This window comes from Escherichia sp. Marseille-Q3837, from assembly GCF_916618735.1.
Classification (GTDB): Bacteria; Pseudomonadota; Gammaproteobacteria; order Enterobacterales; family Enterobacteriaceae; genus Escherichia; species Escherichia ruysiae.
On the sequence record NZ_CAKAKC010000001.1, the window covers coordinates 2,913,558 to 2,928,537 of the forward strand.

14 protein-coding genes are annotated in these 14,980 nt (G+C 50.9%); 7 read left to right on the top strand and 7 right to left on the bottom strand.

All coding sequences use genetic code 11. The features are described from left to right. Nucleotides 1-603 carry a YebB family permuted papain-like enzyme gene (locus LG381_RS13910; protein WP_000701081.1) on the bottom strand — a complete coding sequence of 201 codons (603 nt, stop codon included), beginning with the start codon at nucleotides 601-603 and terminating at the stop codon, nucleotides 1-3. A gap of 274 nt (nucleotides 604-877) precedes the next feature. On the opposite strand from LG381_RS13910, the gene ruvA reads away from it, so the two are divergent. Then, complete coding sequence (gene ruvA, locus LG381_RS13915) at nucleotides 878-1,489, top strand: Holliday junction branch migration protein RuvA (RefSeq protein WP_000580342.1); 612 nt, start codon at nucleotides 878-880, stop codon at nucleotides 1,487-1,489. Between the two features lie 8 nt (nucleotides 1,490-1,497). After that, nucleotides 1,498-2,508, top strand: a complete 1,011-nt coding sequence (gene ruvB, locus LG381_RS13920) for a Holliday junction branch migration DNA helicase RuvB (protein ID WP_000568522.1) — start codon at nucleotides 1,498-1,500, stop codon at nucleotides 2,506-2,508. An 87-nt stretch (nucleotides 2,509-2,595) separates the two neighbouring features. On the opposite strand, the gene dsbB is transcribed toward ruvB, so the two are convergent. Together dsbB and nhaB are read right to left on the bottom strand one after the other, a co-directional pair. Further along, the gene (gene dsbB, locus LG381_RS13925) at nucleotides 2,596-3,126 is read right to left on the bottom strand and encodes a disulfide bond formation protein DsbB (RefSeq protein WP_222679604.1); all 531 of its coding nucleotides are present in this window, start codon (nucleotides 3,124-3,126) and stop codon (nucleotides 2,596-2,598) included. A 145-nt stretch (nucleotides 3,127-3,271) separates the two neighbouring features. Beyond that, the gene (gene nhaB / locus LG381_RS13930) at nucleotides 3,272-4,813 is read right to left on the bottom strand and encodes a Na(+)/H(+) antiporter NhaB (RefSeq protein ID WP_000406374.1); all 1,542 of its coding nucleotides are present in this window, start codon (nucleotides 4,811-4,813) and stop codon (nucleotides 3,272-3,274) included. A gap of 221 nt (nucleotides 4,814-5,034) precedes the next feature. Between nhaB and fadR the strand changes: the two genes are divergently transcribed. After that, complete coding sequence (fadR, locus tag LG381_RS13935) at nucleotides 5,035-5,754, top strand: fatty acid metabolism transcriptional regulator FadR (RefSeq protein ID WP_010350948.1); 720 nt, start codon at nucleotides 5,035-5,037, stop codon at nucleotides 5,752-5,754. A gap of 144 nt (nucleotides 5,755-5,898) precedes the next feature. On the opposite strand, the gene LG381_RS13940 is transcribed toward fadR, so the two are convergent. Further along, nucleotides 5,899-7,431, bottom strand: a complete 1,533-nt coding sequence (locus LG381_RS13940) for a SpoVR family protein (RefSeq protein WP_000190825.1) — start codon at nucleotides 7,429-7,431, stop codon at nucleotides 5,899-5,901. Nucleotides 7,432-7,760: 329 nt separating this feature from the next. Here LG381_RS13940 and dadA point away from each other — a divergent pair, with 329 nt between their 5' ends. Both dadA and dadX read left to right on the top strand, forming a co-directional pair. Next, nucleotides 7,761-9,059: a D-amino acid dehydrogenase gene (dadA, locus tag LG381_RS13945; RefSeq protein WP_001266918.1), complete on the top strand. Its 1,299-nt coding sequence runs from the start codon at nucleotides 7,761-7,763 to the stop codon at nucleotides 9,057-9,059. Nucleotides 9,060-9,068: 9 nt separating this feature from the next. Continuing rightward, nucleotides 9,069-10,139: a catabolic alanine racemase DadX gene (gene dadX / locus LG381_RS13950; protein ID WP_222679605.1), complete on the top strand. Its 1,071-nt coding sequence runs from the start codon at nucleotides 9,069-9,071 to the stop codon at nucleotides 10,137-10,139. Nucleotides 10,140-10,192: 53 nt separating this feature from the next. On the opposite strand, the gene LG381_RS13955 is transcribed toward dadX, so the two are convergent. Together LG381_RS13955 and ldcA are read right to left on the bottom strand one after the other, a co-directional pair. After that, the gene (locus LG381_RS13955; protein WP_000338387.1) at nucleotides 10,193-11,935 is read right to left on the bottom strand and encodes a potassium/proton antiporter; all 1,743 of its coding nucleotides are present in this window, start codon (nucleotides 11,933-11,935) and stop codon (nucleotides 10,193-10,195) included. A gap of 94 nt (nucleotides 11,936-12,029) precedes the next feature. Beyond that, nucleotides 12,030-12,944 (bottom strand): muramoyltetrapeptide carboxypeptidase, encoded by a 915-nt coding sequence (gene ldcA, locus LG381_RS13960; RefSeq protein WP_225762551.1) that lies wholly within the window; start codon nucleotides 12,942-12,944, stop codon nucleotides 12,030-12,032. Nucleotides 12,945-13,043: 99 nt separating this feature from the next. Here ldcA and emtA point away from each other — a divergent pair, with 99 nt between their 5' ends. Continuing rightward, nucleotides 13,044-13,655, top strand: coding sequence for a membrane-bound lytic murein transglycosylase EmtA (gene emtA, locus LG381_RS13965; protein WP_000776968.1), 612 nt, complete (start codon nucleotides 13,044-13,046; stop codon nucleotides 13,653-13,655). A gap of 1 nt (nucleotide 13,656) precedes the next feature. Here emtA and LG381_RS13970 read toward each other — a convergent pair whose 3' ends face one another. After that, nucleotides 13,657-14,391 (bottom strand): flagellar brake protein, encoded by a 735-nt coding sequence (locus tag LG381_RS13970; RefSeq protein WP_000020172.1) that lies wholly within the window; start codon nucleotides 14,389-14,391, stop codon nucleotides 13,657-13,659. 199 nt (nucleotides 14,392-14,590) lie between these two features. On the opposite strand from LG381_RS13970, the gene LG381_RS13975 reads away from it, so the two are divergent. Next, entirely contained in the window at nucleotides 14,591-14,845 is a 255-nt protein-coding gene (locus LG381_RS13975) for a GlsB/YeaQ/YmgE family stress response membrane protein (RefSeq protein ID WP_000511315.1), read from the top strand. The last annotated feature ends 135 nt before the right edge of the window (nucleotides 14,846-14,980 follow it).

The following is a 14,980-nucleotide window of genomic DNA, read 5'->3' on the forward strand; positions in this document are numbered from 1 at the left end:
TTATACCGCCTCGGTCAGTTCTTGCTGAGGCGTTACTACTCCTTCTGCATGTATTAACGCCAGATCCGGATGATGCCACAAACTCGCTGGAGTGACCGTTTTACGTGCCCACGGAATCGAACCTAAAAACCAGAATTTCCAGAAGGTGAGTTTTGCATTCGGATTGCTGTTTAACAGTTCTTCAAATGTCTCTATTTCACCCACCGGGATACATAGCGCCTCTTTATAAATATCAAAAACGAATTTTGAACAGAACTGGCGGGAAGATTCGTATTTAAAACCGGTATGGTAGAGCTTGCGTAGCCGGGAGGGAACCTGTTCTACCAGCCGTTGTTTTTGCTGTTCTGTTAGCCCGGCACCTAATCGCTTTACTGCATAGCGTTGGTTAGCAGAGCGTTTAATAAAGCGGGACAGTGTGGTTATGGTGGAAAGGGGAACACGGCTTTCTGCGACCAGATAATCATCGCTGTCATGACCGATAATGATCCCGACGTGATTACTCCAGCAATTTGATGCGGCAGATATTTGACCAAATAATGCAGCACCTATACATGTAAATACAATATCGCCAACTTCATATTCAGAAGGGTAATTAATTTTCACTTTGTCATTCCATTGAAATAAATATGAATATGCGTAATACCATAAAAAATATTTTTTTGCAGGAGCAGAAAGGTTTATTTTTTTTGCAGATTTATCCACTAAATATTTAACATTAAAATATTTATTATAAATATGGCTTAGCGGATCAATTATACTGCGCCATTTTTCAGTTCATCGAGACGACTCGCAATTTTTCTTCATCCTTCGCTGGATATCTATCCAGCATTTTTTTATCATACAGCCTTATCTTTGATTCATTACGCAGGAGCGTCATGTGATAGGCAGGCTGAGAGGCATCATTCTGGAAAAACAACCCCCGCTGGTGTTACTTGAAGTGGGCGGCGTAGGCTATGAAGTGCATATGCCGATGACCTGTTTTTATGAACTCCCTGAAGCGGGCCAGGAAGCGATTGTTTTCACCCACTTTGTGGTGCGTGAAGATGCGCAGCTACTGTATGGTTTTAACAACAAACAAGAGCGCACGTTATTTAAAGAGTTGATCAAAACTAACGGCGTGGGACCGAAACTGGCACTGGCTATCCTCTCGGGTATGTCAGCGCAGCAGTTTGTAAATGCCGTTGAGCGTGAAGAACCTGCGGCACTGGTGAAATTACCGGGCATTGGTAAGAAAACTGCTGAACGCCTGATCGTTGAAATGAAAGATCGCTTTAAAGGTCTGCATGGCGATCTGTTCACACCGGCTGCCGATCTGGTATTGACCTCACCGGCAAGCCCGGCAACCGACGATGCCGAACAGGAAGCTGTTGCTGCGCTGGTGGCGCTGGGCTATAAACCACAAGAAGCCAGCCGCATGGTGAGCAAAATCGCTCGCCCTGATGCCAGCAGTGAAACATTAATTCGCGAAGCCCTGCGCGCCGCGTTATGAGGTAAAGGATGATTGAAGCAGACCGTCTGATTTCTGCCGGTACGACTTTGCCGGAAGATGTGGCAGATCGCGCCATTCGCCCCAAACTACTGGAAGAGTATGTTGGTCAGCCGCAGGTTCGTTCACAGATGGAAATTTTCATCAAAGCGGCGAAACTGCGCGGCGATGCCCTTGATCATCTATTGATTTTTGGTCCTCCGGGTCTGGGTAAAACCACTCTTGCCAACATCGTCGCCAATGAAATGGGCGTCAATTTACGCACCACGTCCGGCCCGGTACTGGAAAAGGCGGGTGATCTGGCGGCGATGCTCACCAACCTTGAACCACACGATGTGTTGTTTATTGATGAGATCCACCGTCTTTCGCCTGTGGTGGAAGAAGTGCTGTATCCAGCCATGGAAGACTACCAGTTGGATATTATGATTGGTGAAGGCCCGGCAGCGCGTTCAATTAAAATCGATCTTCCCCCGTTCACCCTGATTGGCGCGACAACGCGTGCTGGTTCATTGACATCGCCACTGCGTGACCGTTTCGGTATTGTGCAGCGCCTGGAGTTTTACCAGGTGCCTGATTTGCAATATATCGTCAGTCGTAGCGCACGGTTTATGGGGCTTGAGATGAGTGATGATGGCGCGCTGGAAGTGGCTCGCCGGGCGCGAGGTACGCCACGTATCGCCAACCGCCTGCTGCGTCGTGTGCGAGATTTCGCCGAAGTGAAGCATGATGGCACCATCTCGGCGGATATCGCTGCTCAGGCGCTGGATATGCTGAACGTTGATGCTGAAGGTTTCGATTATATGGATCGCAAGTTATTGCTGGCGGTGATCGATAAATTCTTCGGTGGGCCGGTTGGCCTGGATAACCTGGCAGCGGCCATTGGCGAAGAGCGTGAAACTATTGAGGATGTGCTGGAACCTTATTTGATTCAGCAGGGCTTTTTGCAGCGGACGCCGCGCGGGCGTATGGCGACAGTGCGTGCGTGGAACCACTTCGGGATTACGCCGCCAGAAATGCCGTAGGCCGGGCAAGGCGTCTGCACCGCATCCAATATTAAGCTCTCGGCAAGGTGAAGCCAGACAGGCGCTCCCGCAGGAGCGCCGAATTGATTAGCGACCAAACAGGTCACGTTTTTTCGCTTTAAACGGCTGAGAGAGTACCACCAGCACTGCGACAATCAGGTATGCAACAAAAATACCGAGCAGCCACTGCGGCATATCCAGGCCTAAAAAATCCCACTGACGCTCAGCGCAATCGCCAGAGGCGACAAACACTTGTGGCACCCATTTATCCAGCGGCAGCCAGTCCGGGAATCGAACCATGAAATCACAGGTCATAAACGGTGAAGGATAGAGCTGGAGCATGGTGTGCTCGTAAGTTAATTGCACGCCACGAAAAGCACTATACAGCCAGATGAGCATCGCCACATAACGCAGCGGAGTTTTCGGGGCGATAGCGCCAATCAGCGCGGCGCCCAGAATGCCGAATAACGCACAGCGTTCATAAATACAGAGCACGCAAGGTTTAAGTAACATCACATGCTGGAACCACAGCGCCGTCAGTTCCAGAGCCAGAGCGGTAAATGCCATTAACAGCCACGCCCCCCGGCCTTGTGAACATTGGTTCAAAAATCGCAACATAATAATTTCCCTGCAATATGCATCGAATGCGCAGTTTAAACCAATTCATTCGTTGCGCCACCAGGAGGGAGTAAAAATAGGATGTAATTGAACAATTATCGGGCGGAAAGGCAAACCGGGCATAAATATGCCCGGTAAGTTGTTATCAAAGCGTTGCAATCCACCCCATTTGCATAAACCATTCAGTTACAGGAGCAAGCGTAAACTCTACGCAGAGTAATCCGACGAGGGTCAGTACGAGAGTGTAGGGCAGAGCCATCCACACCATGCGGCCATAAGAAAGACGTATTAATGGCGCGAGTGCTGAGGTCAACAGGAATAAGAACGCAGCCTGTCCGTTCGGCGTGGCGACGGAGGGCAGGTTGGTTCCGGTGTTAATGGCGACTGCCAGCAGTTCATATTGCTTCAGTGTAATCGCGCCGCTTTCCATTGCCGCTTTTGCTTCGTTGATATAAATCGTCCCTACAAAGACGTTATCCGAAATGGAAGACAGCAAACCGTTGAAGATATAGAACAGCGATAGCTGAGCGTGTTCTGATGCCTGCAATACAAACTGGATAATTGGGGAGAACAGTTGTTGGTCGATAATCACCGCCACTACCGAGAAAAAGACCGTCAACAGTGCGGTGAATGGCAGAGACTCGGTGAAGGCTTTGCCGATAGCATGTTCATCAGTTACACCGGTCAGTGATGTCGCCAGAATAATGACAGACAAACCAATCAAGCCGACCTCTGCCAGATGCAAAGCCAGCGCGGTGACCAGCCAGACGCCGATAATCGCCTGGACAATCAGACGAATTTTATCCTGACGTGTACGCTGGAGACGGCTTTGATCGTCAAACTGTTGCAGCACTTCGCGGACTTTCTCCGGCAGCGTTTCGCCGTAGCCAAACCAACGCAGCTTCTCCACCAGCAGGCAGGTTAGCAGGCCGCAAATCAGGACAGGGACGGTCACCGGTGACATGCGCAGGAAGAAATCGCCAAAATGCCAGCCAGCAGCTTTGGCAATGATCAGGTTCTGTGGTTCGCCTACCATAGTCATCACGCCGCCTAATGCAGTGCCGACACCCGCATGCATCATCAGGCTACGCAGAAAGCCACGGAACTGCTCCAGAACCACTTTGTAATGCTTGTCGATATGGCTGTCGTCTTGCAGGTCGGTATCTTCGGTGCGGGAAGAAGCTACGCGGTGATAAATGCCATAAAAACCAACTGCAACACTGATCACTACGGCAACGACGGTTAAGGCATCGAGGAACGCAGAGAGAAACGCCGCCGCCATGCAAAAAGAGAGCGACAGCAGCATTTTGGAGCGAATGCTTAACAGTAAACGGGTAAATATGAACAGCAGAAGCTGTTTCATAAAATAGATGCCCGCCACCATAAACATCAGTAACAGCAAGACTTCAAGATTTGCCGCCACCTCTTCACGGACGTGTTCCGCACTGGTCATGCCGATGAAGACAGCTTCGATAGCCAACAGACCGCCGGGGAGCAGCGGATAGCATTTCAGAGCCATCGCCAGAGTGAAAATAAATTCCGCGACAAGCAGCCAGCCAGCAACAAAGGGGCTGATGAGGAAAATTAATGGGTTAACAATTAAGAAAATAATAAGGGCAAGTTTGTACCAGTCAGGTGACTGACCCAAAAAATTGCGCCATAACGCGCGGCCCCAGGAGATCTCCATGATGGTTTCCCTTACCTTACAAATAATAAATGATGTTTTTATGTTAGAACGCAAAGCTTAACGGTCAGGGGGGAGCGAGGCAAGTCTTGATAGTCAAGGGGAAAGAGATACAGAAAATGAAGCCTTGATCCCTTTTTTCTTCTTTTTGTCTGCTATCAGCGTTGTTAGCCCTCTGGTATGATGAGTCCAACTTTGTTTTGCTGTGTTATGGAAATCTCACTATGGTCATTAAGGCGCAAAGCCCGGCGGGTTTCGCGGAAGAGTACATTATTGAAAGTATCTGGAATAACCGCTTCCCACCCGGGACTATTTTGCCCGCAGAACGTGAACTTTCAGAATTAATTGGTGTAACGAGAACGACGTTACGCGAAGTGTTACAGCGCCTGGCGCGAGACGGCTGGCTGACCATTCAACACGGCAAACCGACGAAGGTGAATAATTTCTGGGAAACCTCCGGGTTGAATATCCTTGAGACGCTGGCGCGACTGGATCACGAAAGTGTACCGCAACTCATAGATAATTTGCTGTCAGTGCGCACCAATATTTCGACCATTTTTATTCGCACCGCGTTTCGTCAGCATCCTGATAAAGCGCAGGAAGTGCTGGCAACGGCTAATGAAGTGGCCGATCACGCAGACGCCTTTGCTGATCTGGATTACAACATTTTTCGCGGTCTGGCGTTTGCCTCTGGTAACCCGATTTATGGTCTGATCCTTAACGGAATGAAAGGGTTGTATACGCGCATTGGTCGTCACTATTTCGCCAATCCGGAAGCGCGTAGTCTGGCGCTGGGCTTCTACCACAAGCTGTCTGCGTTGTGCAGTGAAGGTGCTCACGATCAGGTTTACGAAACAGTACGCCGTTATGGGCATGAGAGTGGCGAGATTTGGCACCGGATGCAGAAAAACCTGCCGGGTGATTTAGCCATTCAGGGGCGTTAATCCATCCATACTGATGACCAACGCATAGTTGCCTGATGCGTTATGCTTATCTGGCCTATTGAATTTGTGATGCTTTGCAGGCGGATAAAGCGTGTACGCCGCATCCGGCAAAAATGACCCCTCCTCAAATGAGGAGGGGTTTTTTTATAGATTCCCCATTCTTGGCGGGCAGCGTTCCAGCAACTCGACGCTGCCGTCTTCGTTTTGCTGTTCCAGCATCACATCAAATCCCCACAGGCGATGTACATGCTTCAGCACTTCTTTACGCCCCCGATCCAGCGGTGCGCGGTTATGTGGAATGTAACGCAGCGTCAGCGAACGGTCGCCGCGCAAATCCACGTTCCAGATCTGAATATTCGGCTCCAGATTACTTAAGTTATATTGCGACGATAAACGGTTACGGATCTCCCGATAACCTTCCTCATTATGAATGGCGGAAATCTCCAGATAATTATGCCGATCGTCATCCAGCACGGTGAAGAAGCGAAAATCACGCATTACCTTCGGTGACAGGAACTGGCTGATAAAGCTCTCATCTTTGAAATCACGCATCGCGAAATGCAGCGTTTCCAGCCAGTCGGAACCGGCGATATCCGGGAACCAGTATTTGTCTTCTTCCGTTGGCGACTGACAAATCCGTTTAATATCCTGAAACATAGCAAATCCGAGGGCATACGGGTTAATTCCGCTGTACCACGGGCTGTTATAGGGCGGCTGGAAGACCACATTGGTGTGGCTATGCAAGAACTCCAGCATAAAACGTTCGGTCACTTTCCCTTCATCATACAGATGGTTAAGGATGGTGTAGTGCCAGAAGGTCGCCCAGCCTTCGTTCATCACCTGAGTCTGTTTTTGCGGATAAAAATACTGGCTCACTTTACGTACAATGCGCAGGATTTCACGCTGCCATGATTCCAGCAGCGGTGCATTTTTCTCCATAAAATAGAGCAGATTTTCTTGTGGCTCGGACGGATAGCGGCGCGCTTCGGCAACGGTTTTCTCTTCCTCGCGCTTAGGCAGCGTTCTCCAGAGCATATTGACCTGACTCTGCAGATACTCTTCGCGACTTTTCTGCCGGGCTTTCTCCTCTTGCAGCGAGATTTTTTGTGGGCGTTTATAACGATCCACACCGTAGTTCATCAGCGCATGGCACGAATCCAACAGCTTTTCTACCTCATCAACGCCATAGCGTTCTTCGCACTCGGTAATGTATTTGCGGGCGAAAATCAGGTAATCGACAATCGAACTGGCATCGGTCCAGCTACGGAATAAGTAATTGTTTTTGAAGAAAGAGTTGTGGCCATAACAGGCGTGTGCCATCACCAGTGCCTGCATGGTAATGGTGTTCTCTTCCATCAGATAAGCGATACACGGATTAGAGTTAATGACGATTTCATAGGCCAGCCCTTGCTGACCGTGCTTATACAGACGCTCGGTTTCAATAAACTTTTTACCAAACGACCAATGCGGATAGTTAATTGGCATACCGACGCTGGAGTAGGCATCCATCATTTGCTCTGATGTAATTACTTCAATCTGGTGCGGGTAGGTATCCAGCCGGTAGAGTTTTGCCACCCGGTCTATCTCTGCCAAATAAATATCCAGCAGGTCGAATGTCCAGTCAGGTCCATCGCTCAAACGTGTGGAGTCCTTATTCATAGAATCGATCGTCGCCATACGCGCACCTCATTGTTGTCGGCGCTCTCTGTGTGGAACACCTCATTTCAAGCATAGAACACCAGTTAAAAACCGCGTCGCTGGAGAATTTTTTTCTTTGCGATTTCTTATTATCGGAGCGCCAATAATTAGCTTCTGAACGGAATTTTCTGCTGGATATAAAGCGCGACCAGCAGGAGATACCAAAGACGCCATATTCCCGCAAAGTCAGGGAGATGTGAGCCAGCTCACCATAAAAAAGCCATATGTTGAATAATATTTTCATCTGGGTTATCAAGATGTAATTAGATTATTGTTCTTTTACTGTATCTACCGTTATCGGAGTGGCTATGCGAGTTGTCATACTGGGAAGTGGTGTGGTAGGCGTTGCCAGCGCCTGGTATTTAAATCAGGCTGGACACGAGGTCACCGTCATTGATCGGGAACCCGGGGCAGCACTTGAAACCAGCGCAGCAAATGCCGGGCAAATTTCTCCTGGATATGCCGCGCCGTGGGCGGCGCCAGGCGTGCCTTTAAAAGCGATTAAATGGATGTTCCAGCGACATGCGCCGCTGGCGGTTCGTCTCGATGGTACGCAATTCCAGTTGAAATGGATGTGGCAAATGTTACGGAACTGTGACACCAGCCACTATATGGAAAACAAAGGTCGGATGGTGCGCCTGGCGGAATACAGCCGTGATTGCCTGAAAACATTGCGCGCCGAAACCAATATTCAGTATGAAGGACGGCAGGGCGGGACGCTGCAACTGTTCCGCACTGAACAACAGTATGAAAACGCCACTCGCGATATCGCCGTACTGGAAGATGCAGGCGTGCCATATAAGTTACTGGAATCCAGTCGCCTGGCGGAAGTTGAACCTGCGCTGGCGGAAGTTGCGCACAAACTGACTGGTGGCCTGCAACTACCCAATGACGAAACCGGTGACTGTCAGCTCTTTACCCAGAATCTGGCGAGCATGGCGGAACAGGCGGGGGTAAAATTCCGCTTTAATACACCAGTCGATCAGCTGCTTTGTGACGGCGAGCAGATTTATGGTGTGAAGTGTGGTGGTGAAGTAATTAAGGCCGATGCGTATGTTATGGCATTTGGCTCTTACTCGACGGCGATGCTCAAGGGCATTGTCGATATCCCGGTTTATCCGTTGAAAGGTTATTCTTTGACCATTCCGATTGCGCAGGAAGACGGTGCGCCGGTGTCCACCATTCTTGATGAAACCTACAAAATCGCCATTACCCGTTTCGATAACCGTATCCGTGTTGGCGGAATGGCGGAAATTGTTGGCTTTAACACCGAGCTGTTGCAACCGCGTCGTGAAACGCTGGAGATGGTGGTTCGCGACCTTTATCCGCGCGGCGGCCATGTTGAGCAGGCCACGTTCTGGACGGGGCTACGTCCGATGACGCCAGATGGCACGCCGGTTGTGGGGCGTACACGCTTCAAAAATTTGTGGCTGAATACCGGTCACGGTACGCTTGGCTGGACGATGGCTTGCGGTTCTGGTCAGTTGTTAAGCGATCTGCTTTCTGGCCGCACGCCAGCGATCCCGTATGAGGATCTAAGTGTAGCGCGCTACAGTCGTGGATTTACGCCATCACGTCCAGGCCATTTACATGGCGCGCACAGTTAAGGAATCGAGATGACTCGTCCGATACAGGCCAGCCTCGATCTGCAGGCATTAAAACAAAATCTGACCATTGTCCGCCAGGCCGCGCCGCATGCGCGCGTCTGGTCGGTGGTAAAAGCGAACGCTTACGGGCACGGTATCGAGCGTATCTGGAGCGCGCTCGGGGCGACCGATGGTTTTGCGTTACTTAATCTTGAAGAGGCCATTATCCTGCGCGAGCGCGGCTGGAAAGGGCCAATCCTGATGCTGGAGGGTTTTTTTCATGCTCAGGATCTGGAAGTTTATGACCAGTACCGTCTGACCACCTGCGTGCACAGTAACTGGCAGCTCAAAGCACTGCAAAATGCGCGGCTAAAAGCGCCGCTGGATGTTTACCTTAAGGTGAACAGTGGAATGAATCGGTTGGGGTTCCAGCCCGATCGCGTGCTTACTGTCTGGCAGCAGCTGCGGGCGATGGCGAATGTTGGCGAAATGACTTTGATGTCGCATTTTGCCGATGCGGAGCATCCTGATGGGATTTCTGGCGCGATGGCGCGTATTGAGCAGGCAGCGGAAGGTCTGGAGTGTCGGCGCTCGTTGTCTAATTCGGCGGCAACCCTGTGGCATCCGGAAGCGCATTTTGACTGGGTTCGACCTGGCATTATTTTATATGGTGCTTCGCCGTCCGGTCAGTGGCGCGATATCGCCAATACCGGATTACGCCCGGTCATGACGTTAAGCAGTGAGATTATTGGTGTTCAGACGCTAAAAGCGGGCGAGCGTGTGGGCTATGGCGGTCGCTATACTGCGCGCGATGAGCAGCGAATCGGCATTGTCGCCGCCGGATACGCCGACGGCTATCCGCGTCATGCACCAACCGGAACACCTGTTTTAGTGGACGGGGTGCGCACCATGACGGTGGGGACAGTCTCGATGGATATGCTGGCGGTCGATTTGACGCCTTGCCCACAGGCGGGGATTGGTACGCCGGTTGAGCTGTGGGGCAAGGAGATCAAAATTGATGATGTCGCCGCCGCTGCCGGAACGGTGGGCTATGAGTTGATGTGCGCGCTGGCGCTACGTGTACCTGTTGTGACGGTGTAACTTGTGGCAAGCCGGATAAGACGCACACGTCGTATCCGGCGATACAAACTCCATCAAATTTTAGATTCGGCTTCGTCCTCTGCCACCCGAACGCCGATCTTCAACACTGCATTATCTTCTTTCTCAGCCACCGTCCAGATCATCCCGGCAAACTCTACCTGGTCACCGACCACCGGTGCCGCGCCTAACAACTGCTGAACAATTTCACCCAGCGTTTGCTGTTTATCGCGATACTCCCGACCATCTTCCAGACCATAAATCAGCGCCACATCGGCATATTTCGCGCTGGCTTCGAGAATGAAGTCACCAAAGAAGCGTTGATCCAGCGCGACAGGCGGCGACTGGCTAAACAGTTTTCCGAGTGCCGGAAGATCGCGTTCCCGACCAATCACGCATAATACGTCGCCTTCACGCAGTCGGGTGCTGCCGGTGGGGTGAAGCAACTGGTTATCACGAAACAGTGCCGCAATGCGCGTCTCTTTTGGCATATGCAGGTCGCGCAGCGCCGCGCCCACGCACCATTTATCGGCACTCAATTGGTAAACAAATTGTTCCCACGGATTTTCCGGATGAATATCCAGTCCAACGCGTGACACCGGACGTCCCACTGGCGGAACCACTACTTTAGCTTTTTTCGCTGCCCACGACAGCGATGTTCCCTGCAATAGCAGTGAAACCAGAACTACGAAGAATGCGACATTAAAGAACAGACGCGCATTATCCAGCCCCGCCATCATCGGGAACACCGCCAGGATGATCGGCACTGCGCCGCGTAATCCCACCCAGCTGATAAACACGCGCTCACGCAGATTAAAACCACGGAACGGTAGCAATCCGGCAAATACCGAAAGAGGACGGGCGAAGAATATCATCCATGCGGACAAAATGAGCGCCGGAATGGCAATAGGCAGCAGGTCGCTTGGGTTAACCAACAGTCCCAGCACCAGGAACATGGCGATTTGTGCCAGCCAGGCGAGGCCGTCGAAATTTTGCAGAATGCCGTAGCGGTTGCGAATCGGACGATTACCCAGCAGGAAACCGCACAGATAAACAGCCAGAATGCCGCTGCCTTCCAGCGCCGTGGTTAAAGCAAAAATCAAAATACCGCCGCTTAATGCCAGCAATGGATACAAGCCCGCAGGCAGGGCGATGCGGTTAATCATCTGCAGCAGTAAATAACCACCGCCAAGACCGATTACGATCCCCAGGCCAAATTGCTGCAGAATATCGACAACGAACATCCAGCTAATAGTGCTTTCATGCTGCTGGATCATCGCAATCAAGGTAATTGTCAGAAAGACCGCCATCGGATCATTGCTGCCGGACTCTATCTCCAGCGTCGAGCCAACACGTTCGTTAAGCCCTTTGCCGCCAAGCAGAGAAAAGACCGCTGCGGCGTCGGTAGAGCCGACAATTGCGCCGATTAATAAACCTTCAATCAAATCAAGATTAAACAGCCATGCCGCCATCATGCCAGTTAAACCGGAGGTGATAAGCACGCCCAGCGTCGCCAGTGAAAGAGCAGGTCCTAACGCCACGCGAAATGAACTGGCCTGGGTGCGCATTCCGCCATCGAGCAAAATAATCGCCAGTGCCAGGTTACTTACCATGTAGGCAAAAGGATAATTATCAAACGGAATGCCGCCGACACCATCGACCCCAGCCAGCATACCGATCGCCAGGAAAATAACCAGAATCGGAATGCCAAGGCGGGAAGAAAATGAACTAAGTAAAATACTACTGGTGACAAGGATGGAGCCTAAGATGAAAAGGCTAATAATTGTTGCGGCATCCAACGGTCGGTTACTCCTGATTACGCTGTCTCATACTATAAACCTACCATATTCACGGCAGAAACAGCGTTTTACTTAGCCCGGAAGCGTGATTTTTTTACGCTTTAAGAACAGGATGACCGCTAATCGTCAATTGTGTACCGTTTTTGGCGTTTTTGAGGATAGCATGTGCGCCCAACGGGAGGGTAACTGTGCGTTGTTCATGACCAAAGTCGAGGCCGGTAATCAGCGGAATCGACAGGCGGGAACGCAAGAACGCGTACACCGACGCCAGGTTGTAACCCGCATCATAATCATTGGGCGTGCTGCCACTAAAGCTGCCGAGAATAATCGCCTTCTGGCGCTGTAAAATTCCAGCATGATAAAGCTGTAATAACATGCGTTCGACACGGAACGGATGTTCGTTGATGTCTTCCAGTACCAGAATACCGTTCTCAATTTGTGGCATCCACGGCGTACCGATAAGCGAAATCAGCATCGCGAGGTTGCCTCCCCACAGTGTTCCTTCTGTCTGACACGACGGGCCTTCCCCTTGCCATTCAATGCTGAACGTTTCATTGCGTAACGCCAGCCAGAAGTGGTGCTCGGTAAAGGCATTCAGCTCATCCGCGCCAAAATTTGCCACCAGCATCGGGCCGCTAAAGGTGATGACATTGCCTTGTGCCAGAAGACCGCACTGAATGGCCGTAAAATCGCTATGCCCGCAGATAAGCAACGGATCATTTTGTTGGCGAGCCACCAGAGCCTGCCAGTCAATATCCGCCAGTAAGCGACTGGCACCGTAACCGCCGCGTACTGCCAGCACGATGGTGTTGGGCGAAGTCAGTCTGGCAAGGAAATTGAGATCTCCCAGACGCTCCGTTTCCGTACCAGCAAAACGTTCACAACGACGGGCGATAACCCCGACGTTATTGACCTGATGCCCTGCATCGGTAAGGCGCTGAATGCCGCGCTGTGCGGCGTGCTGATTAATGCAGTAACCCGACGGGGCAATTAAGTGAAACTGATACATGGCAATTCCTTGCTGACAACAGAAACGAAATGTATATCATGCCGCTTAGGTGTGCCGTTGTCACCTCAACGGCGATTCCAGGCGATAAGGATAGATGAAGTGAAATTGAGATGGTTTGCCTTTTTGATTGTGTTATTAGCGGGTTGTTCTTCAAAGCATGACTATACGAACCCGCCGTGGAATGCGAAAGTCCCGGTACAACGTGCGATGCAGTGGATGCCAATAAGCCAGAAAGCCGGAGCGGCCTGGGGTGTCGATCCGCAATTGATCACGGCGATTATCGCTATTGAATCAGGCGGTAACCCGAACGCGGTAAGTAAGTCGAATGCTATTGGTTTGATGCAGTTAAAAGCCTCAACCTCCGGACGTGATGTTTATCGACGCATGGGCTGGAAAGGTGAGCCGACGACCAGCGAACTGAAAAACCCGGAGCGCAATATCTCAATGGGGGCGGCTTACCTGAATATTCTGGAAACCGGCCCGCTGGCAGGCATTGAAGATCCGAAGGTCCTGCAATATGCGCTGGTGGTGTCATACGCTAACGGGGCTGGTGCGCTGCTACGGACTTTCTCATCAGATCGGAAAAAAGCGATCAGCAAAATCAATGATCTGGATGCTGATGAGTTCCTCGATCACGTAGCAAGAAATCATCCTGCACCGCAGGCACCACGCTATATCTACAAACTTGAGCAGGCGCTGGACGCGATGTAACTCAGTCGCGCACTTTGTCCGCTTTCTCCCGGGCTTCCCGTTCGAGTGAGAATATAATCCGCTGTAATTGCCGCTCCACCGTCGGGCTGACGTTAAGAAAACGAAAGCTCAGGCGGGGAGTGGAGATCGTTTCATTTCTGCTATCAATCACTTTGCGCTCGCTGATGGTCAGTAACTGGGCGTCAAAGTGAAAAACGCCCCATTGTCCCATGTTGACTTCAATCTGTGCGAAGCGCATACCTTCGTGCAACCCGCCTGGTTTTTCCGTTTCCAGTAATGCACCCATGCCACCTAGCGATAAGTCACTCAGGCGAAAACGTAACGTACTGTTATCCGCCAGTTTGGTCTGACAATAATAAGGCGGATGAAGTGGGGCGGAGATGCGGAAATATCTGCGTCGTTGCACAAACCATAATGCGGGAGGGGGAGTGGCGATAAACGCCGGAAGCTGCAAATATTCACTTTGCTGTAATTGCGCAAGGGTAAATTCGATTTTGGCGCCTTGCGTTTCGGCGGTAATAGTGATTTGACGCGCTTTAAGCACGGCATTGTTGTCTTCTTGCTGACTACCAAAATCCAGCACCAGTTTATCAGGGCTTATCGCCAGTATATTGCTGATCAGCTGACCATCTGACCAACTGATACGCAGTGGCACTGCGGCTTTATGTAAATCGCGTAAAACGCCCAGGACTGCTAACGGATTTTGTTTCAGGAACTGCTCATGGTAATGACTCACGCGGAAAAACTCCTGACCGACAAACTGTCTTTGGTTTATCGGTAGGGACTAACAAAACTTAATACAAATGCGTGAATTTTTTTACAACTTACGACTAATTCAACCGACAGCCTCCCTCCATTGATCCTGTGCTTGCCTATACTTAGAGCGTTGACGTAAGCATTTCTTGCGTCCGATTCATCGAAACGAGGGCCTGAACATGGGAATTATTGCCTGGATTATTTTTGGCCTGATAGCCGGCATTATCGCCAAGCTGATCATGCCAGGGCGTGATGGTGGTGGATTTTTCCTGACCTGCATTCTCGGGATAGTCGGTGCGGTTGTCGGCGGCTGGCTGGCGACCATGTTTGGCATTGGCGGCTCCATCAGTGGTTTTAATTTACATAGCTTCCTGGTGGCGGTGGTCGGCGCTATCCTGGTGCTGGGGGTATTCCGCCTCCTGCGAAGAGAATAACGTAATCTTTCTGGCGGATAGCGGTGCTGACATCGCTATCCGCTTTCAAATTATGTGTAAACCTCACGGTGTTTGAAAACCAGATAAAACGGCAACGTCATCCAGATAAGCAGAATGACGCTGTCGGGAGAAGAA

What these genes read in the sequence shown, in the direction of transcription:
- ruvB (WP_000568522.1), top strand. Translation starts at nt 1,498, where the DNA reads ATGATTGAAGCAGACCGTCTGATTTCTGCCGGTACGACTTTGCCGGAA.
- dsbB (WP_222679604.1), bottom strand. Translation starts at nt 3,126, where the DNA reads ATGTTGCGATTTTTGAACCAATGTTCACAAGGCCGGGGGGCGTGGCTG.
- nhaB (WP_000406374.1), bottom strand. Translation starts at nt 4,813, where the DNA reads ATGGAGATCTCCTGGGGCCGCGCGTTATGGCGCAATTTTTTGGGTCAG.
- fadR (WP_010350948.1), top strand. Translation starts at nt 5,035, where the DNA reads ATGGTCATTAAGGCGCAAAGCCCGGCGGGTTTCGCGGAAGAGTACATT.
- LG381_RS13940 (WP_000190825.1), bottom strand. Translation starts at nt 7,431, where the DNA reads ATGGCGACGATCGATTCTATGAATAAGGACTCCACACGTTTGAGCGAT.
- dadA (WP_001266918.1), top strand. Translation starts at nt 7,761, where the DNA reads ATGCGAGTTGTCATACTGGGAAGTGGTGTGGTAGGCGTTGCCAGCGCC.
- dadX (WP_222679605.1), top strand. Translation starts at nt 9,069, where the DNA reads ATGACTCGTCCGATACAGGCCAGCCTCGATCTGCAGGCATTAAAACAA.
- ldcA (WP_225762551.1), bottom strand. Translation starts at nt 12,944, where the DNA reads ATGTATCAGTTTCACTTAATTGCCCCGTCGGGTTACTGCATTAATCAG.
- LG381_RS13975 (WP_000511315.1), top strand. Translation starts at nt 14,591, where the DNA reads ATGGGAATTATTGCCTGGATTATTTTTGGCCTGATAGCCGGCATTATC.